The 19,111-nt window shown below is 71.7% G+C and carries 18 protein-coding genes and 1 pseudogene; 15 read left to right on the top strand and 4 right to left on the bottom strand.

All coding sequences use genetic code 11. The features are described from left to right. The first annotated feature begins 78 nt into the window (after nucleotides 1–78). The 10 genes from OG488_RS07210 (at nucleotide 79) to OG488_RS07165 (ending at nucleotide 9,315) form a co-directional block, all read left to right on the top strand. Nucleotides 79–1,011 carry an FKBP-type peptidyl-prolyl cis-trans isomerase gene (locus OG488_RS07210; RefSeq protein ID WP_329226981.1) on the top strand — a complete coding sequence of 311 codons (933 nt, stop codon included), beginning with the start codon at nucleotides 79–81 and terminating at the stop codon, nucleotides 1,009–1,011. 43 nt (nucleotides 1,012–1,054) lie between these two features. Beyond that, nucleotides 1,055–1,426, top strand: coding sequence for an FKBP-type peptidyl-prolyl cis-trans isomerase (locus OG488_RS07205; protein ID WP_329226979.1), 372 nt, complete (start codon nucleotides 1,055–1,057; stop codon nucleotides 1,424–1,426). Between the two features lie 115 nt (nucleotides 1,427–1,541). After that, nucleotides 1,542–2,495, top strand: coding sequence for a helix-turn-helix transcriptional regulator (locus OG488_RS07200; protein WP_329226977.1), 954 nt, complete (start codon nucleotides 1,542–1,544; stop codon nucleotides 2,493–2,495). A gap of 14 nt (nucleotides 2,496–2,509) precedes the next feature. After that, nucleotides 2,510–3,466: a helix-turn-helix transcriptional regulator gene (locus OG488_RS07195; RefSeq protein WP_329226975.1), complete on the top strand. Its 957-nt coding sequence runs from the start codon at nucleotides 2,510–2,512 to the stop codon at nucleotides 3,464–3,466. Nucleotides 3,467–3,502: 36 nt separating this feature from the next. Next, nucleotides 3,503–3,778, top strand: a complete 276-nt coding sequence (locus OG488_RS07190; RefSeq protein WP_329226974.1) for a hypothetical protein — start codon at nucleotides 3,503–3,505, stop codon at nucleotides 3,776–3,778. 24 nt (nucleotides 3,779–3,802) lie between these two features. After that, on the top strand, nucleotides 3,803–4,000 hold the full coding sequence (locus OG488_RS07185; RefSeq protein WP_129261536.1) for a hypothetical protein: 198 nt from the start codon (nucleotides 3,803–3,805) through the stop codon (nucleotides 3,998–4,000). A gap of 216 nt (nucleotides 4,001–4,216) precedes the next feature. After that, nucleotides 4,217–4,513 carry a Sec-independent protein translocase subunit TatA gene (tatA, locus tag OG488_RS07180; RefSeq protein WP_329226971.1) on the top strand — a complete coding sequence of 99 codons (297 nt, stop codon included), beginning with the start codon at nucleotides 4,217–4,219 and terminating at the stop codon, nucleotides 4,511–4,513. A gap of 49 nt (nucleotides 4,514–4,562) precedes the next feature. Beyond that, on the top strand, nucleotides 4,563–5,528 hold the full coding sequence (gene tatC / locus OG488_RS07175; RefSeq protein ID WP_329226970.1) for a twin-arginine translocase subunit TatC: 966 nt from the start codon (nucleotides 4,563–4,565) through the stop codon (nucleotides 5,526–5,528). A gap of 18 nt (nucleotides 5,529–5,546) precedes the next feature. After that, nucleotides 5,547–6,437 (top strand): diacylglycerol kinase, encoded by an 891-nt coding sequence (locus tag OG488_RS07170; RefSeq protein ID WP_329226968.1) that lies wholly within the window; start codon nucleotides 5,547–5,549, stop codon nucleotides 6,435–6,437. Nucleotides 6,438–6,486: 49 nt separating this feature from the next. Next, complete coding sequence (locus OG488_RS07165) at nucleotides 6,487–9,315, top strand: DEAD/DEAH box helicase (RefSeq protein ID WP_329226966.1); 2,829 nt, start codon at nucleotides 6,487–6,489, stop codon at nucleotides 9,313–9,315. A 144-nt stretch (nucleotides 9,316–9,459) separates the two neighbouring features. On the opposite strand, the gene OG488_RS07160 is transcribed toward OG488_RS07165, so the two are convergent. The 4 genes and pseudogenes from OG488_RS07160 to OG488_RS07145 all read right to left on the bottom strand — a co-directional run bounded on the left by OG488_RS07160 (nucleotide 9,460) and on the right by OG488_RS07145 (nucleotide 13,349). Continuing rightward, a complete protein-coding gene (locus OG488_RS07160; protein WP_329226964.1) occupies nucleotides 9,460–9,966 on the bottom strand; it encodes an SPW repeat protein in 507 nt (168 codons plus the stop codon). A gap of 89 nt (nucleotides 9,967–10,055) precedes the next feature. Beyond that, nucleotides 10,056–10,990, bottom strand: a pseudogene (locus OG488_RS07155) (ADP-ribosylglycohydrolase family protein). 103 nt (nucleotides 10,991–11,093) lie between these two features. Then, a complete protein-coding gene (locus tag OG488_RS07150; RefSeq protein ID WP_329226963.1) occupies nucleotides 11,094–11,741 on the bottom strand; it encodes a fasciclin domain-containing protein in 648 nt (215 codons plus the stop codon). Between the two features lie 69 nt (nucleotides 11,742–11,810). Beyond that, nucleotides 11,811–13,349, bottom strand: coding sequence for a molybdopterin-dependent oxidoreductase (locus OG488_RS07145; RefSeq protein WP_329238485.1), 1,539 nt, complete (start codon nucleotides 13,347–13,349; stop codon nucleotides 11,811–11,813). A 251-nt stretch (nucleotides 13,350–13,600) separates the two neighbouring features. Between OG488_RS07145 and OG488_RS07140 the strand changes: the two genes are divergently transcribed. The 5 genes from OG488_RS07140 to OG488_RS07120 are packed head-to-tail and all read left to right on the top strand — an operon-like array spanning nucleotide 13,601 to nucleotide 19,092. Beyond that, nucleotides 13,601–14,872 (top strand): NAD(P)/FAD-dependent oxidoreductase, encoded by a 1,272-nt coding sequence (locus tag OG488_RS07140; RefSeq protein ID WP_329226961.1) that lies wholly within the window; start codon nucleotides 13,601–13,603, stop codon nucleotides 14,870–14,872. Then, nucleotides 14,869–15,594, top strand: coding sequence for a DUF1365 domain-containing protein (locus OG488_RS07135; protein WP_329226959.1), 726 nt, complete (start codon nucleotides 14,869–14,871; stop codon nucleotides 15,592–15,594). The genes OG488_RS07140 and OG488_RS07135 overlap by 4 nt, the downstream gene beginning before the upstream one ends. Nucleotides 15,595–15,644: 50 nt before the next feature. Then, nucleotides 15,645–16,907 carry a cyclopropane-fatty-acyl-phospholipid synthase family protein gene (locus tag OG488_RS07130; RefSeq protein ID WP_329238482.1) on the top strand — a complete coding sequence of 421 codons (1,263 nt, stop codon included), beginning with the start codon at nucleotides 15,645–15,647 and terminating at the stop codon, nucleotides 16,905–16,907. Continuing rightward, nucleotides 16,904–18,271, top strand: a complete 1,368-nt coding sequence (locus OG488_RS07125; RefSeq protein WP_329226957.1) for a cyclopropane-fatty-acyl-phospholipid synthase family protein — start codon at nucleotides 16,904–16,906, stop codon at nucleotides 18,269–18,271. The genes OG488_RS07130 and OG488_RS07125 overlap by 4 nt, the downstream gene beginning before the upstream one ends. Further along, the gene (locus tag OG488_RS07120) at nucleotides 18,268–19,092 is read left to right on the top strand and encodes a DUF1295 domain-containing protein (RefSeq protein WP_329226955.1); all 825 of its coding nucleotides are present in this window, start codon (nucleotides 18,268–18,270) and stop codon (nucleotides 19,090–19,092) included. The genes OG488_RS07125 and OG488_RS07120 overlap by 4 nt, the downstream gene beginning before the upstream one ends. The last annotated feature ends 19 nt before the right edge of the window (nucleotides 19,093–19,111 follow it).

Raw genomic sequence — 19,111 nt, 5'->3', positions numbered from 1 at the left:
CGTTCCTCGTACGGGGCCCTTCGCTCCGCCTAGAGTGTCGGGGGACCATTCACGTGCCGTCTGAGATCTGAGGAACCCGTGCGCCGACTTGCCGGCCTTCTCGTCGTCCCCCTTCTGCTGCTGTCCACGGCGGCATGCGGCGACGACAAGGCCTCTGACTCCGCTTCACCCAAGGGCGACCCCGCCATCACCGCGGGAGCGAAATTCGGTGAGAAGCCCACCCTGGCCAAGGGGGAGGGTGATCCCCCCAAGGAACTGAAGACCGATGTCATCAGCGAGGGTGACGGCGCGAAGCTCAAGAACGGCGACGCGATCCAGGTCAACTACCTCGGACAGGCGTGGGACTCCACCAAGCCGTTCGACAACAGCTTCGACCGCAAGCAGCCCTTCGATCTGACGCTCGGGGCGGGCATGGTCATCCAGGGCTGGGACAAGGGTCTGGTCGGCCAGAAGGTCGGCAGCCGCGTCCAGCTGGTCATCCCGCCGGAGCTCGGCTACGGCGAGCAGGGGCAGGGCGACATCAAGCCCAACGCCACCCTCGTCTTCGTCGTCGACGTCGTGAAGGCGACCCAGATCCCCACGTCCGCCAAGGGCACGCCGGTCGCGCAGGACGACATCGACCTGCCGAAGGTCGGTACCAAGACCGACGGCAAGGCGCCGTCCGTCACGATCCCCAAGAGCGATCCGCCGAAGAAGCTGGTCTCCAACTACGTCCTGGAGTCCGACGGTGCGGTCATCAAGGAGACCGACAGCGTCGTCGTGAACTACGTGGGTCTGCTCTGGAAGGGCAGCAAGCCCTTCGACAGCACCTACCAGACGGGCAAGACGCAGACCTTCCCGCTGGCCCAGGTCACCCTCAAGGGTCTCAAGACCGGTCTGGTCGGCAAGAAGGTCGGCAGCCGCGTGCTGCTCGTCATCCCGCCGGACCAGGCCTTCGGTGACAAGGCTCAGCAGTCCATCCCCGCCAAGTCCACGCTCGTCTTCGCGGTGGACCTCCTGGCGAAGATGTAAGACTGTCCCGGTTGCCCCGTTCACAGTCAAGAGGAGCAGTTCAGTGAGCATCGAGAAGCCCGAGATCGACTTCCCGGGTGGCGAGCCGCCGGCCGACCTGGAGATCAAGGAAATCTGGGAGGGCGACGGACCGGTGGCCCAGGCGGGTCAGACCGTCTCCGTGCACTACGTCGGTGTGGCCTTCTCCACCGGCGAGGAGTTCGACGCCTCCTGGAACCGTGGCACCCCGCTGCGCTTCCAGCTCGGTGCCGGTCAGGTCATCGCCGGCTGGGACCAGGGCGTCCAGGGCATGAAGGTCGGCGGCCGTCGCCAGCTGACCATCCCCGCGCGCCTCGCCTACGGCGACCGCGGTGCGGGCGGCGCCATCGCCCCGGGCGAGACGCTGATCTTCGTCTGCGACCTCGTCGGCGTCTGATCCGGCCGTCTACCGCAGTCAGGGCCCGTGCCGCAAGGCACGGGCCCTCGCTTTGGTCCGGACACCCCGGGGCGGTACGGTCGACGGTCGGAGAGCACGTCGAGAAAGGGCGTCGATGGCGATTGCCAAGGCCGAACGGCTGATGAACCTGGCGCTGTGTCTGCTGGGTACCCGGCGCCCGCTCAGCAAGCGTGAGCTCCGAGGGTCCATCGAGGCCTACCTGGAGGCGGGCTCCGACGAGTCCTTCAACCGGATGTTCGAGCGCGACAAGGACGATCTGCGCGAACTCGGCCTGGTCATCGAGACCGTGGAGAACCTGGACGGCGACACCGGGTACCTCGCGCGCCGTGACAGCAACCGCCTGCCCCCCATCACCCTGGACGCCGAGGAGGCCGCGGCGCTCGGGCTCGCCGCCAAGGTCTGGCAGCAGGCCCGGCTCGCCGGGGCCGCGAGCGGCGCCCTGCAGAAGCTGCGCGCCGCGGGCATGCCGGAGGCCGAGGACGCCTACGAGGTGCACAGCGCCCTCGAACCCCGTATCCCGGTCCACGAGGCCGCCTTCGAGCCCCTGATGCTCGCCTGCCGTGACCGCCGCCCGGTCACCTTCGACTACCGCAAGGGCAACGCGGCCCGCCCGGAGCAGCGTCAGGTCGAGCCCTGGACGCTCGAGTGCTGGCGTGGCCACTGGTACCTGGCCGGCTGGGACCGCGGCCGGGGTGCCGAGCGGGTCTTCCGGCTGTCCCGGATCTCGGGCCGGGTCCGCTCCCGCGCCGGGGCCTTCACGGCCCCCGTCCCCGACGCCGTCACCGTCCGCGAGACCGTCGAGAGCTGGGCGGGGGAGACCGCCACCAGGACCGCCCGCATCAGGCTGCGCGCCGGGTCCGGCTACCCGCTGCGCTCCCGCGCGATATCGGTACGGGACCTCGGTGACGGCTGGGACGAGCTGGAGATCCCGTACGGACACGGCCTGGACGCCTGGCTCGTGGAGTTCGGGCCCGACGTGACCGTGAGCGAGCCCGCCGACCTGCGGGCCGACGTGATGGACCGGCTGCGCGCCGTGGCCAAGGACTGAGGGGACCGCTACTCGTGGCCACGAACGCGATCGACCAGACCCGGCGGATGCTCTCCCTCGTCACGTACCTGCGTGAGCGCCCCGGCGCGCACGTCCAGGACGTGGCCCGGGCCTTCGGGATCACCGAGGACGAGCTGATCTCCGACCTCGACGTGCTCCCCATGTGCGGGACCAGCTTCCGGGGCGGGGACCTGCTGGACATCGACACCGACGGTGACCGGATCTGGTGGCACAACCCGGACGACGTCGCCGAGCCGCTGCGGCTCGCCGCCGACGAGGCGACCGCCCTGCTCGTCGCGGCCCGTGCCGTCGCGACGCTCCCCGGCCTGCGCGAGAGCGACCGGCAGGCGCTGGTGCGCGCGACCGCGAAGCTGGAGACGGCGGCCGGCGAGGTGGGGGCCGCGAGCTCGCGGCTCTCGGTCACCTTCGAGTCCGAGGGCGGCGTCTTCGCCGACGTGGACCGGGCGATCTCCGAACGGCGCCGGCTCTGGCTGCGCTACTACTCGCCCGCCCGCGACGAGCTGACCGAGCGCGAGGTGGACCCGATCCGGCTGTTCGCCGTCGGCCACACCTATATGGAGGGCTGGTGCCGGCTCACCGAGGCGCGGCGTACGTTCCGGCTGGACCGGGTCGCCGAGATCAGGCTCCTCGACGCCCCGTCCGCTCCGCCGGAGCTGGAGCTGCGTGATCTCTCCGAGGGACTGGTGCAGCCCGCGGCCGAGGATCCGGAGGTCGTGATCGAGGTCGGCCCCGGCGGCCGGTGGGTCGCCGAGTACTACCCGCACGACAGCGCGGAGGAGCTGCCCGACGGCGGTCTGCGGATCACGCTCCGTACCCCGGACCCGGCCTCCCTGCGCAGGCTCGCCCTGCGGCTGGGCGGCGAAGGGCGCATCACCTCGCCCCCGGAGCTCGCCGAGAGTGCCAGGGCCGCGGCGCGTGAGGCACTGGCCGCCTACGACGGCGCACTCTGAAGGGCGGCCACCGTGCACCGAGGGGACAGAGGTCACATGACCGCGATATCGAGCACGCAGACCGGACCGGCTCCGGTCCCGGTGCCCGACACCGTGCGCTTCCGGGCCGCCTGTCCGGACTGCCGTGAGCGGTTCGAGCTGGGGGCGGGGGCGCTGCGGCTGGCGATAGGAGCCAGCCGCCGTACGACCTTCTACTCCTTCACCTGCCCCGCGTGCGGCACCGCGGTCCGCAAGCCCGCCGGGGAGCGCATAGTGGAGCTCCTCAGCGGCGGCGGGGTGCGGACGCTGCGCCTGCACACCGCCCTGCGGTGACGAGACACGATCGAGGATCCGTCCATGTTCTGGCCCATGCTCGCCATCGCCCTGGGATTCGCCGGCCTCGCCGTGCTCGGCGTGCTGGCCGTCAAGGTCTTCGTCGAGGCACAGCGGCTCGCCGGACAGGTCGCCGCGACCACGCGGCGGATCAACCGAGCGGCCGAGGATCTCGAACGAGCGGCCACCACGCTCGCCGATACCGGCGAGGCACTGCGCTAGCAGGGCGCGGCCTCCGGATTCACCGGTTCGGGGGGTACGCTGCTGGAGTCGGCCCAGGCTAGGGAGGTGCGGGCCGCAAGCGGGAGTACGCACGGGCATTGCCTCGCGTTTACCCCTGCGGGTTACGATCGCTGCCAGCGTGCAGGTCGGACGTACGTCCGGTCGAACGGGTAGTGAGTCCACCCTCCGGTCGCCTCAGTGAGAAGGAAGTCGCACATGCCGCTCGGCAATCTGAAGCCCCTCGAGATCATCCTGATCATCGCTGTCATCCTGCTGCTCTTCGGTGCCAAGAAGCTTCCCGACATGGCGCGTTCGCTCGGCAAGTCGGCCCGCATCCTCAAGAGCGAGGCCAAGGCCATGAAGAAGGACGGCGCGGAGCCCGCGGCGCCCACCACGGAGACCGCCGCGGACGCCCCCCCGCAGCCGACCCCCGCCAAGACGATCCAGGCCGCTCCGGGAGACGTCACCAGCGCCCGCCCGGTCAGCGACGCCAAGCCCACCACCCAGAGCTGACAGCTGATCCGTACCACCGGAAGCTGCCGCACGAGACGAGGGAAGTGGGTTGCTCAAGTCTGCCCGCAAGCAGGAGAAGGACGACGAGGGGCGCATGCCCCTCCTCGATCACCTGCGTGAGCTGCGCAACCGTCTGCTGAAGTCGGTCCTGGCGATCCTGGTCGCCGTGGTCGTGGCGGCCTTCTTCCAGAAGGAGATCTTCGAGTTCCTGATGAAGCCGATCCTGGACTCGGTCGGCTGCAGGAACGGCGCCGTGACCATGATCAACGGTCGTCCGTGCGCGGAGATGACCACCAACGGTCTGCTGTCGCCGTTCACCATCGCTCTGAAGGTCGCCCTGATGACGGGCGTGCTGGTGGCCACCCCGGTGTGGCTCTACCAGCTGTGGGCGTTCGTCGCCCCGGGCCTGCACAAGCAGGAGAAGCGCTACTCCTTCGCCTTCGCGGCGGCGGGCGTGCCGCTCTTCGTCGCGGGCGCCTGGATCGCCTACTGGATCCTGCCGCAGACCGCCGAGATCATGCTGGGCTTCACGCCCGACAACGTGAAGAACCTGCTGCCGCTCGACGACTTCCTCGACCTGATCACCCGCATGGTGCTCGTCTTCGGCCTGGCCTTCGAGCTGCCGTTGCTGCTCATCCTGCTGAACATCACCGGGGTCCTCAGCGGTAAGCGCATGCTTGCCTGGTGGCGCGGGATGATCATCGGCCTCACCGGCTTCGGAGCCATCGCCACCCCGGGCGGTGACCCCCTGTCGATGCTCCTGCTGGCGGGCCCGCTGGCGGTGCTGTACTTCCTCGCCGTCGGTTTCTCGCTCCTCAACGACAAGCGCAGGCGCCGCAACAACCCCGACGCCGGGCTCGACGACGACGAGGCGTCCGAGCTGGACCTCACCCCCGAGCCCGTCGGCGCGATCGATCCGGTGTCCTCCCGGGCCGCCCTGCCCGAACAGGCCTCCGGCGACGCGGACGGCGGCGGCCGGTCCCACCGGCTCAACGGTTACGACGACATCACCTGACCTTGTAAGGTCCCGCGGGTGACCAGCGAGATCACCCTCTTCGTCAATCCCACCGCGGGAAGCGGCCGGGGCGCGCGTGCCGCGCAGCCGGCCGCTTCCGCTCTGCGGGACGCCGGATTCTCCGTACGCACCGTGCTCGGCGAGGACGCCGACGACGCCCTGCGGCGGGCCCGCGAGGCCGTGGCGGGCGGTACCGGCGCGCTCATAGCCGTGGGCGGGGACGGCATGATGTCCCTCGCCCTGCAGGCCGTGGCGGGCACGTCGACACCGCTCGGTGCCGTGGCCGTCGGTACCGGCAACGACTTCGCCCGTGCCCTCGGGCTGCCGGTCCGCGATCCGGTCGCCGCCGGACGGCTGGCCGCCGAGGCGCTCAAGGCCGGGACGGCGCGCACGATCGACCTCGGCCGGGTCGGGGAACGGTGGTTCGGCTCCGTGCTGGCCTCCGGCTTCGACTCGCGGGTCAACGACCGTGGCAACCGCATGCGCTGGGTCGGCGGACGCTTCAAGTACGACCTGGCGATCCTCGCCGAGCTGGCCGCCTTCCGGCCGATCCCGTACCGCGTCCGGCTGGACGACGGTCCGGTCACCGAGATCGAGGCGACCCTGATCGCGGTGGGCAACGGGACCTCGTACGGCGGCGGCATGCGGATCTGCGCGGACGCGGTGATGGACGACGGGCTCTTCGACGTGACCGTCGTCGGCGACTGCAGCCGGACCACCCTGCTCAAGGTGTTCCCGAAGGTCTACAGGGGAACGCACCTCGGGCACCCCGTCGTCACGGTGCACCGGGTCTCGTCCATCGAGCTGGCCTCCGCCGGTGTCACGGCGTACGCGGACGGTGAGCCGCTGGGCGCACTGCCGCTCACCGCCACCTGTGTGCCTGCCGCGGTGCGGGTCCTGGCACCGTGAAACAAAGATCGGGCTGACTGTCATACGAGGCGGGTAGGCTCGTATCAAGATGACAGAGGACCTCTCACCAGCTGAGCGATACCAGGCGTCCCGGGTCCGTGCGGCCGAGGCGGCCACGGCTCTCGGGCCCTTCCGCGAGATGTACGAGTTCGGGCTGGACCCGTTCCAGATCGAGGCCTGCCAGGCCCTGGAGGCCGGCAAGGGGGTGCTGGTCGCGGCCCCGACCGGGTCGGGCAAGACGATCGTCGGCGAGTTCGCGGTGCACCTCGCCCTGCTGCAGGGCCGCAAGTGCTTCTACACCACGCCGATCAAGGCCCTGTCCAACCAGAAGTTCACCGATCTCGCCCGGCGCTACGGCGCGGACAAGGTCGGTCTGCTGACCGGTGACAACAGCGTCAACGCGGACGCGCCGGTGGTCGTCATGACCACCGAGGTCCTGCGCAACATGCTGTACGCGGGCTCCCAGTCCCTCACCGGCCTCGGTTACGTGGTCATGGACGAGGTGCACTACCTCTCCGACCGCTTCCGGGGCGCCGTGTGGGAGGAAGTGATCATCCACCTGCCGGAGTCCGTGACCCTCGTCTCGCTCTCGGCGACCGTGTCCAACGCCGAGGAGTTCGGTGACTGGCTGGACACGGTGCGCGGTGACACCGAGGTGATCGTCTCCGAGCACCGCCCCGTGCCGCTCTGGCAGCACGTCATGGCCGGGCGGCGGATGTACGACCTCTTCGAGGAGGAGACGGACCACGGCGGTCGCGGCACCGGCCGGCGCGAGGTCAACACCGATCTCGTCCGGCTCGCCCGGATGGAGAACCAGCGCGGATACAACCCGCGCGAGCGCCGGCGCGGGAAGATGGTGCGCGAGGCCGACCGTGAGCGCGAGCGCCGCCAGCGCAGCCGCATCTGGACCCCGTCCAGGCCCGAGGTCATCGACCGGCTCGACGCCGAAGGGCTCCTGCCCGCGATCACGTTCATCTTCAGCCGGGCGGGCTGCCAGGCCGCCGTGCAGCAGTGCCTTCAGGCCGGACTGCGGCTGAACGACGAGGAGAAGCGCCGGCTGGTGCGGGAGATCGTCGAGGAGCGGACCGCGTCCATCCCCGGCGAGGACCTGCACGTCCTCGGCTACTACGAGTGGCTCGAAGGGCTGGAGCGGGGCATCGCCGCGCACCACGCGGGGATGCTGCCGACGTTCAAGGAGGTCGTGGAGGAGCTGTTCGTCCGCGGCCTGGTCAAGGCCGTCTTCGCGACCGAGACGCTGGCGCTCGGCATCAACATGCCGGCGCGCTCCGTGGTGCTCGAGAAGCTCGTCAAGTGGAACGGCGAGCAGCACGCCGACATCACGCCGGGCGAGTACACACAGCTCACCGGGCGGGCCGGGCGCCGGGGGATCGACGTCGAGGGCCACGCGGTCGTCCTGTGGCAGCGGGGCATGGACCCCGGGGCGCTCGCCGGGCTCGCCGGCACCCGTACGTATCCGCTGCGTTCCAGCTTCCGGCCCTCGTACAACATGGCCGTGAACCTGGTGCAGCAGTTCGGGCGGCACCGCTCGCGCGAGCTGCTCGAGACCTCCTTCGCGCAGTTCCAGGCCGACCGGTCCGTCGTCGGGATCTCCCGTCAGGTCCAGCGCAACGAGGAGGGACTCGAGGGCTACAAGGAGGGCATGACCTGTCACCTCGGGGACTTCGAGGAGTACGCGCGGCTGCGCCGCGACCTCAAGGACCGCGAGACGGACCTGGCCAAGCAGGGCGCGGCCCAGCGGCGCGCCGCCGCGGCCTCCTCCCTGGAGAAGCTGAAGCCCGGTGACGTCATCCACGTGCCCACCGGCAAGTTCGCCGGGCTCGCCCTGGTCCTCGACCCGGGACTGCCCGCCGGCCGGACCAACGGCCACCGCGGGCTGGAGTACCACGACGGACCGCGCCCCCTGGTGCTCACCGCGGAGCGGCAGGTCAAGCGGCTGGCCGGCATCGACTTCCCGGTCCCGGTCGAGGCGCTGGAGCGGATGCGGGTGCCCAAGTCCTTCAACCCGCGCTCACCCCAGTCCCGCCGCGACCTGGCCTCCGCCCTCCGGAGCAAGGCGGGGCACATCGACCCGGGACGGCACCGCAAGCAGCGGTCCGCGGCGGCCGACGACGGGGAGATCGCCCGCCTCCGCACGGAGCTGCGGGCCCACCCCTGCCACGGGTGCGACGAGCGTGAGGACCACGCCCGCTGGGCGGAGCGCTACCACCGGCTGCAGCGTGACACCCGGCAGCTGGAGCACCGCATCGAGGGGCGGACGAACACCATCGCCCGGACCTTCGACCGCATCGTCGCGCTCCTGACCGAGCTCGACTACCTGCGGGGCAGCGAGGTCACCGACAACGGGCGGCGGCTGGCGCGGCTCTACGGCGAGCTCGACCTGCTGGCCAGCGAGTGCCTGCGGGAGGGCGTCTGGGAGGGGCTCAACCCCGCCGAGCTCGCCGCCTGCGTCTCGGCGCTGGTCTACGAGGCGCGCCAGGCGGACGACGCCGTCGCGCCGAAGCTGCCGTCCGGGCCGGCGAAGGCCGCGATGGGCGAGATGGTCCGCATCTGGGGCAGGCTCGACGCCCTGGAGGAGGACTTCAAGATCAGCCAGACGGAAGGGGTCGGCCAGCGGGAGCCCGACCTCGGCTTCGCCTGGGCGGTCTACATGTGGGCCTCCGGGCGGACGCTGGACGAGGTGCTCCGCGAGGCCGAGATGCCGGCCGGGGACTTCGTGCGGTGGTGCAAGCAGGTCATCGACGTGCTCGGCCAGATCGCCGCCGCCGCGCCCAGGGACGGGAGTTCGGTCGCGAAGAACGCCCACAAGGCGGTCGACGCGGTGCTGCGGGGCGTGGTGGCGTACAGCTCGGTGGGCTGAACCGGCCCAGTCGGACGGCGTCTCTTTCCCGGGGCTCCTCTCCCGGGCGGCTTCGTGAGCGCGGCGCCCGGGACGGCGGTGTGAGCGGAGAAGTGGCCACAGGCGGCCGATGGGCGCCTGTGGCCACTTCTCCGCGTTATCCCGTCAGGTCGTGTTCCTGTTCGTCTTCCTGTTCTTCATCGAAAGTCCCGCGCAGGCTGCGCCCAGCACGATCGCCAGACCGCCGATGATCACGTTGTTGAGGATGACGCCCATGTCGGGGCTCTGGCCCACGACCCAGGTCGACACGATGAGCCACGCGCCCAGGGCGACGATGGCCATGCTCATCCCGGTCATCCGCTCGGGCATCGCCGTGAAGCAGAGTGCCAGCACGGCTATCGCGATGCCGATGACGAGGTTGTGCGTCACCAGGGAGGGCTGGCTCGCGGTGAAGTGCAGCACCCACGGCGAGACGGCGCAGAACAGTCCCAGCAGGAACACCGGAGCGTCCGCCATGGCCGTCGTACGGCCCCCGCCGCCACTGATCACGCGGTCGTGGCGCGCCCGCATCTCCTCGGCGTCGGGGTGCCCGGAGATGTCTTTCCCGGTGTGTCCGGAGACGTCTCGGGTGTTCCCGGAAACGTCCCTTCCGGTGTGCGAGAGGTTGCTCATGAGGATGGTCTCCTTCGGACTTGCTGGAGCGACCGCGGTGAAGAAGTACGGTCATCAGCTCTTGAGACCAGTGTGCTCTTATATGTCCCTTATGTGTAGTTTCTCTGGTGGTCGGATCCTGCGGTTCCGTCGAGCCGGCGGGCCAGTTCCTCCAGGTCCCCGGCCCGCAGCACGCGGCCCCGTATCCCGGCAGCGGTACGTGGAGGGGGCGCGTCCAGCGTTCCGGCACGGCGCCGATCCCGTACACCGCGCCGGCCAGGCCGCCCGTGACCGCGGCCACGGTGTCGGTGTCCCCGCCCACGTCCACCGCCGCCGACAGCGCGGCCTCGAAACCGTCCGTGGTGCGCAGCGCCCACACGGCGGTGGCGAGGCACGGCCACACCGCGCCGTTGAACTCGGTGGCGTCGTCCGGCTGCCAGTCCGGGGTGAGTGCGGAGGCCCAGCGCTCACGATGGGCGGCGTCTACTTCGGCCAGGGTGCCGTCCAGGGCCGCGAGCGGATCGCCGCCCTCCAGGGCCACACGCACCAGTTCGTGAAAGACCGCGGTGCCTTCCCACGCGGCGCGGTCGCCGTGAGTCAGTGCCGCGATGCGGCGGGCGGCGTCCATCGTGCCGGCCCGCCCCGCCCGGGCGAAGTACACCGCCGACGTGGTGGCCCGCATCAGTGAACCGTTGCCCGCCGCGCGGGCGTTGACCTGGAAGTGGAGTGCGGCGGCCAGGTCCCAGGGGTCGCCGCTCGTGAGCACGTCCTCGGTCTGCAGGCCGATGTCCTTCGGCTCGCCCGCCGCCCACCGGCGGAACCGGCCGAACATGTCCGGGAGGTCCAGGCCGCCCCGCTCCAGCAGCGACTCCCCGACGAGGACGGCCATCTGCGTGTCGTCCGTCGCCTCGCCCGGATCCCAGCCGCCGCCCCCGCACATCGTGCCGGCACCGTCCGGGAACCTGGCGCTGTAGACGCCGGGCAGCCCGAACTCGAAGGGGGCGCCCAGCGCGTCACCCACCGCGGACCCGACGACCGCGCCCATGGCACGAGCCCCGCGGTCCGCGCCGCTCCGGCCGTGGGGTCGGAGGGCGTGGTCCTCGGGGCTCGTCGGGGTCATGCCGTCAGCGTACCGACGGGCCGAGGGCTCAGGCGGCGGGCATCAGGACGGTGTCGACGATGTAGACCGTGGCGTTGGCGGTCGGGACGTTGCCGCAGACGACCTTGGAGGAGTCGTTCACGGTGTAGTCCTCGCCCGAACCGGCCGTCGTCAGCTTGGTCTTGGCCAGGGTGTCGAACGAGCCCTTCTCCAGCTGCTGCGGCGTCAGCTTCTGACCGACCACGTGTGCGGTGAGCACCTTGGTGAGCTCGGCCTTGTTCGCGAGCAGCTTGTCCAGGTCGGCCTTCGGGATCTTCGCGAAGGCGTCGTTGGTGGGCGCGAACACCGTGATGTTCTCGGCGCTGTTCAGGGTGTCGACAAGACCGGCCTGCTTGACCGCCGCGACCAGCGTGGAGAGCGCCGGGTTGTTCGACGCGGCCGTGGCGACCGGGTCCTGCGCCATGCCGTCGAAGGAGCCCGCGCCGTCCTTCGGGACCGACGCACAGCCCGGGCCGAACGGCTTGTCCATCGCCGCTGCCGACTCGGTCTCCTTGGCCGGCGCGCTCGACGCGGCCTTGTCCGCACCGGAGTCGGACGAGGAGGTGTCGGAGTCGCCGGAGCAGGCGGTCAGCGCGAGCGGCAGCAGGGCCGCGGCGGAGACGGTGACGGCGATGCGGCGAAGGTGACGGTTGTTCATGGTGTTCTCCTGAAGGGATCGTTGTTCGACAGAGGGAAGGAAAGAAGTAGTCCGGTGGCGGGGCGGGGGTCAGGTCACGTCGACCACCACCGAGTGCCAGCCGGTCGCACCGTCGGGGACGGTGCCGACCCGCTCGTCGGTCTGTGTGGCGCCGGTGCGGTCCGTCGCGCGGACCTCGAGGGTGTGGTGGCCGGTCGTGGCGGGCCACTCCCACACCCACTGGCGCCAGGTGTCACGGCCCGCCTCGGCGGCCAGCCGGGCGGTGTGCCACTCCCCGCCGTCGACCCGGACCTCCACCCGGGCGATGCCCCGGTGCTGGGCCCACGCGACACCGGCGACCGGCACGGTCCCGGCGCGCGGGGCGGCGAAGGGGCGCGGAGTGTCGATCCGTGACTGGGTCTTGACCGGGGCCTCGCGGGACCAGTCGCGCTCGACCCAGTAGGCGTCGTACGCGTCGAACGTCGTGAGCTCGATGTCCTGGATCCACTTGCACGCCGAGACGTAGCCGTACAGCCCGGGGACGACCATCCGGACGGGGAAACCGTGGTCGAACGGCAGCGGTTCGCCGTTCATGCCGACCGCGAGCAGGGCGTCCCGGCCGTCCATGACGTCCTCGACCGGCGTCCCGATCGTCATGCCGTCCACGGAACGCGACACGATCTGGTCCGCGCGCCCGCCCTTCGACGGGGGCTTCACACCGGCTTCGCGCAGCAGATCGGCCAGCCGCACGCCGATCCACCGGGCCGTGCCCACATAAGGGCCGCCCACCTGGTTGGACACGCAGGTCAACGTGATGTCGCGCTCCACGAGCTCGCGCCCCAGGAGGTCCTGGAAGCCGAGGGTGACGGGTCGCGCCACCCCCGTGCCGTGGATCCGCAGCCGCCACCGGTCGGCGTCGACGCGCGGAACCACCAGAGCGGTGTCCACCCGGTAGAAGTCCTTGTTCGGGGTGGTGAAGGAGCTCAGACCCCGGATGCCCAGATCCGCACCGCCCGGTATCGCGGGGGCGCCCGAGGCCGGGGACGGGAGCACGATGTCACCGCGCGCGGCGGAGACCCCGGCCAGCTGGGACGCCTGGAGCCGTCGCCCCACGAGTCCCGCGCCGGCCGAGGCCGCCGCCGCCGTGGTCGCCGCGATGACGAATCCGCGGCGGTCGAAGGCGCCCTGTACCCCGCCGCCTCCCGTCTCCCCAGCCGCGGGAGACGGGACGGGGACCGGGGCCAGCCGTCCGGTCAGGAGATACAGCACTCCTGCGGCCACCAGCGCGCCCACGACCGAGGGCAGTGCGTCGACCGGACGGCCTTCCGGCCGCCCGGTCGCCGCGACCGCCCCGACCACACCGAAGACCAGTACGGCCGCAGCGCCGGTCCGCCGGTGCCGCAGCGCCAGAACCCCTACCGCCATGGCGAAGAGCGCCAGGAGGACGAGGATCCCGAGCTGCAGCACCAGCTTGTCGTCGGTGCCGAAGTTCCGTACGGCGAAGTCCTTGACGGCCGGGGGAGTGCGGTCGATGACCGCCCCGCCCACGGCCGTGACCGGACCCGCCTCGGGACGCACGGCAGCGGCGACCAGTTCGGCGACGCACAGGGCGGTGAACCCGGCGATCAGACCGCTGAGCGCGGCGGATGCGGCACGCGCCCAGCGGGAGCGCCGGGCCCCTGAGGCCCCTTGCTTCTGCGAAACGTATCGGTCTGCTGTCACACCGGGAGTTCGGCGCCGACCGGTCGGCGGATTGGTCGTTCACTCGATCGAAGGAAGTCCGATCATCGGCCAATCCGTGGAGCCCGCTGCCTCGAATGACCTCTGAGGGGCACTCCAGTGGAGCCCCGGCCAGGCATGCAACACCGGAAGGAACCCGAATGACTGGGGAGCGGCGGCGCACAGCCGTAGTGGGCAGCGGGGTGGCGGGACTCACCGCCGCACACGTCCTGGGGAAGGCGCACGACGTGACGCTCGTCGAGGCGGACGAACGCGTCGGGGGGCACGCGCACACCCACGACCTGACCTCGTCGGACGGCCGGACGCACCGCGTCGACTCGGGGTTCATCGTGCACAACCGGCGGACGTATCCGAACCTCCTCCGGCTCTTCGACGAACTCCGGGTGGCCACGCAGGAGTCCGAGATGAGCATGTCCGTGCGCTGCGAGGGCTGCGGACTCGAGTACGCGGGAGCCCGGGGCGCCGCCGGACTGTTCGCCCGGCCGGGGTCCGTGGTCCGGGGCCCCTACCTGAGGATGCTGACCGAGGTACCCCGCTTCCACCGCGCGGCCCGGGCCCTGCTCGCCCTTCCGGAGGGCGCGGGGCCGATGACGCTGGGCGACTTCGCGGCGCGCGGGCGGTTCTCCCCGTACTTCTCGGCCCACTTCCTGACGCCCATGGTCTCCGCGGTCTGGTCCTGCGATCCGGTGACCGCGCTGCGCTACCCGGCCCGCTACCTCTTCAGGTTCCTGGAGCACCACGGGATGCTCTCCATCGGCGACTCCCCGGTCTGGCGGACCGTCACCGGCGGATCGCGCGAGTACACCGACCGCATCGCCAAGCAGGTGCACTCCGTGCGGACGGCCACCCCCGTCAGGACGATCCGCCGGCACGCCGACGGGGTGGAGATCGTCACCGACGACGGCGTGACCGAGGACTTCGACGCCGTGGTCGTCGCCACCCACCCCGACCAGGCGCTCCGGCTGCTCGCCGACCCCACCGACGAGGAACGCCGGACCCTCGGGGCCTTCCGCTACTCGGACAACCCCACGCTCCTTCACACCGACACCACGCTCCTGCCGCGCAGCCGGGGGGCCGCGGCCTCCTGGAACTACCTGATGCCGTCCTGCGCCGCCGACGCCGACCGGGTCACCGTCAGCTACGACATGAACCGCCTCCAGCGCCTGGACGCGCCCGAGCGCTTCGTCGTCACGCTGAACGGCGCGGACCGCGTGGACCCGGACCTCGTGCGGGCCCGCATGATCTACCAACACCCCGTGTTCACCCCGGAATCGGTGGCCGCCCAGGCCCGGCTGCCCGCACTCTCCGGGCCGGTCACCGCCTACGCGGGGGCCTACCACGGCTGGGGATTCCACGAGGACGGCTGCCGCTCGGGCGTCGAGGCGGCCGCCGCACTGGGAGTGGCGTGGTGAGCGGCGCCCTCTACCCGTGCACGATCACCCACGTACGGACCGCGCCCCGCAGGTACACGCTGCGGCACCGCACCTATCTGTGGCTCGTCGATCCGGACAGCCCGCCGCGGCTGCCGGCGCCACTGCGCCCGCTGGCCGGCTTCGACGCCCGCGACCACTTCGGCGGTACGGCGCCCACCGTGCGGGCGGGACTCGAACGGTTCCTGGAGGCCCGGGGCGTGGACCTCGCCGACGGCACCGTCAGCATGCTCACCCAGGCCCGGGTGTTCGGCCACGTCTTCAACCCGCTGACCGTCTACTGGTGCCACCGCGCCGACGGCACCCCCCTCTGCGTGGTCGCCGAGGTGCACAACACCTACGGCGGACGCCACTGCTACCTGCTGCGCCCGGACGCCGAGGACCGGGCGGTGACCGGCAAGGACTTCTACGTGTCGCCGTTCTTCCCGGTCGACGGCGACTACCGGATGCGGCTGCCCGAGCCCGACCGGCGGCTGAACCTGACGATCCACCTGGAGCGTGAGGACGCACGCCCGTTCACGGCGACCGTACGGGGCACCCGGCGCCCCGGCACGCCCGCCCAGCTGCTCCGGCTGTTCCTGCGCCACCCCTTCTCCACCGCGGTGGTGTCCGCCGCCATCCGCCTGCACGGCATCCGGCTCTTCCTGCGCCGGCTGCCCGTGCAGCCACGTCCCCCTCACCACACCCAGGAAGGCATGCAGTGAAGGTGCCCACCACTCCCAACCCGCCCGTGGCCCCCGCCCGGAGCGGCCTCATCCCGGCCCAGGCCCGGTCCGCCACGACCCCCTTCACGGGCGTGGACGCGGACCGCTGGCCGGATGTCGCCGCCCAGCCGGAGGCCTCCGGGATCAGGACCGCCGTGGCCGAACGGCTCGTGCGGCGGGCCCTCTCCCGGCTCCCGCTGCGCGTCCGGCTCGCCGGCCGCGACAGCATCGGGCTGGGCGGACCGCTCATGGAGATCCGCCGGCCCGACGCCTTCTTCAGGCGGATCGGCGCGGGCGGGCTCATCGGCTTCGGCGAGTCGTACATGGCGGGTGAGTGGGACTCACCCGACCTCGTCGGTGTCCTGACCGTCCTCGCGGGGAACGCGGCCGTCCTGGTGCCCGCACCCCTCCAGAAGCTGCGGAAGCTGTGGGCGCTGCGCCGGCCCGCCTCCCAGGCCAACACCCCCGAGGGCTCCCGCGACAACATCAGCCACCACTACGACCTGTCGAACGACCTCTTCGCGCTCTTCCTCGACGACACCCTGACGTACTCCTCCGCCGTCTTCCGCGGATTCCCGGCCGAGCACGACCTGCTGCCCGCCGCCCAGCACCGCAAGATCGACAGGCTGCTGGACCTGGCCGGAGTGCGCCACGGCACCGAACTGCTGGAGATCGGCACCGGATGGGGCGAACTCGCCGTACGCGCCGCCGCGCGCGGCGCCCGTGTCACCACCGTCACGCTCTCCCGGGAACAGCGGGAGCTGGCGATGGCCCGGATCCGCGAGGCCGGTCACGAGGACCGGGTCGACGTGCGGCTCTGCGACTACCGGGACGTCACCGGGGAGTACGACGCGATCGTCAGCGTCGAGATGATCGAGGCCGTCGGCGCGGAGTTCTGGCCCGAGTACTTCCGGACGCTGGAGCGCCGCCTCGCCCCCGGCGGACGGATCGCGCTCCAGGCCATCACGATGCCGGACGACCGGATGCTCGCCAGCCGCAGCACCTACACCTGGATCCACAAGTACATCTTCCCCGGCGGGCTGCTCCCGTCCACCGAGGCCGTCGAGCGCGTCACCACCGCTCACACCAACCTGCGGACGAGACAGCGCGACGGCTTCGGCACGCACTACGCCGAGACCCTGAGGCTCTGGCGGGAACGCTTCGAGGAGCGGGCCGCCCAGGTGGACGCACTGGGCTTCGACGCCACGTTCCGCCGGATGTGGACCTTCTACCTCGCCTACTCCGAGGCCGGATTCCGGTCCGGCTACCTCGATGTGCAGCAGCTTCTCCTGACCCATGAGGACACCGCGTGACCACCACGACCGACACCCCGGCCACCGGAGCGGCGCAGCGGATCGCGCCGGTCATCCAGCAGTTCCTCGGCGGCCCGCCGCCCGTCAGGATCAGGATGTGGGACGGCAGCGAGACCGGACCGGAGGACGCGCCCACGGTGCACGTCCGTTCCCGGCGGGCGCTGCGCCGGCTCCTGTGGCAGCCCGGCGAACTCGGCCTCGCCGAGGCCTACATCACGGGTGACATCGACCTCGCCGACGACCTCGCGGACGGTCTCCGGGCGATGCGCCGTGCCGCGCGCGAGCACGGCCTGCGCGCTCCCGGGCCCGCCTTCTCCGACCGCCTCCGCGCCCTGGGCACGGCCCTGCGCCTCGGCGCCGTCGGGCCCCGTCCGCCGGTCCCCGGGTCCCGGGCCGGGCTGAGCGGCGCGCTGCACAGCAAAGCCCGCGACCGGGCCGCCATCAGCCACCACTACGACCTGTCGAACGACTTCTACGCGCTGCTGCTCGACGAGACCATGGCCTACTCCTGCGGCTACTGGAGCAGCGACGCCCCCGGATACGGACCCGCCGACGCGCAGCGCGACAAGCTGGAGCTGATCTGCCGCAAGCTCGGTCTGACGGCCGGCGCCCGGCTGCTCGACATCGGCTGCGGCTGGGGCTCCCTGACCCTCCACGCGGCGGCCCGGCACGGGGTGCGGGTCACCGCCGTCACGCTCGCCGCCGAGCAGGCCGCGTACGTACGCGGCCAGGTGGAGGCGCGCGGGCTGGAGGACCTCGTCGAGGTGCACCGCTGCGACTACCGTGACGTCGCGGACCTGCCCGGATTCCTGGGCGGGTACGACGCCGTGTCCACCGTCGAGATGGGGGAGCACGTCGGCGACGCCGAGTACCCGGCCTTCACCGCGCTGCTCCACTCGGTGCTCCGGCCGCAGGGCCGCGCGCTGGTCCAGCAGATGTCCCGGGGATCGACCGCCCCGGGCGGCGGGGCGTTCATCGAGTCGTACATCGCCCCCGACATGCACATGCGCCCGCTCGGCGAGACCGTGGGGCTGCTGGAGGGCGCCGGGTTCGAGGTGCGTGACGTCGAGTCGATGCGTGAGCACTACGTCCGGACCGTCGAGGCCTGGCACCGCACGCTGGAGGAGCGCTGGCCGGAGTTCGTCGCCCTGGTGGGGGAGGAGACGGCCCGGGTGTGGCGCCTCTACCTGGTCGGCGGCGCCCTCGCCTTCGAGGAACGGCGCATGGGCGTCGACCAGATCCTCTCCGTGCGGCCCGACGCGCACGGCTCGGCGGGGCTCCCCGCCACCCGGCGCGGCTGGTACGCGGAGGGGGGCCACGTCCCCCACCAGGCCGTGGCACCGGACCGGACGGACGTCCCGTGAGTGCCTTCGGCTGGGCGGAGTTCGCCCAGAACCTGGCGGCGGCGGCGGGAGCGGCCCTCGGCGTCATGCTCGTGACGTTCCTGATCGCCCTGCGCAAGGGCCTGCACCGGATCGTCGACGTGGCGTGGGGCCTCGGCTTCGCGGCCGTCGCCCTCGCCTCGTACGCGATGTCGGCGGGCGACGGGGACGGCGGCGGCCGGCTCCTGGTGACCGTGCTCACCGTCGTCTGGGGCCTGCGGCTGGCCGTGCACATCGGCCGGCGGGGCCGGGGCCACGGCGAGGACCCGCGCTACGAGGCCATGCTCGCCAAGGCACCCGGCAACCCCGGTCTCTACGCCCTGCGCAAGGTCTACCTCCTCCAGGGCGCCCTCGTCTGGCTGATCTCCCTCCCGGTGCAGGCCGCCTGCTACCTGACGGGGCCACCGGCCTGGTGGGCCTGGGCCGGAACCGCGCTGTGGGCGGTGGGCCTCGGCTTCGAGGCGGTCGGGGACGCGCAGCTCGCCCGGTTCAAGGGCGATTCCGCCAACAAGGGGCGGATCATGGACCGGGGCCTGTGGTCCTGGACCCGGCACCCCAACTACTTCGGGGACTTCTGCGTCTGGTGGGGGCTGTTCCTCATCGTCTGCGGGGAACCGGCGGTCGCCGCGGCGACGCTCGTGTCGCCCGTGGTGATGAGCCTCCTGCTGACCCTGGGCAGCGGGAAGGCGCTGCTGGAGCGGCACATGGCCGGACGGCCGGGGTACGAGGAGTACCGGGCCCGTACCAGCGGCTTCTTCCCGCGACCGCCCCGCGCACCCGGGCGCCGACCGGTGGTCCGGTGAGTCAGCGGGTCCGGGGTGC

It is taken from the genome of Streptomyces sp. NBC_01460 (genome assembly GCF_036227405.1).
Classification (GTDB): domain Bacteria; phylum Actinomycetota; class Actinomycetes; order Streptomycetales; family Streptomycetaceae; genus Streptomyces.
The sequence above is the reverse complement of the archived record's forward strand: the minus strand, read 5'-3'. Positions and strand labels throughout refer to the sequence as shown.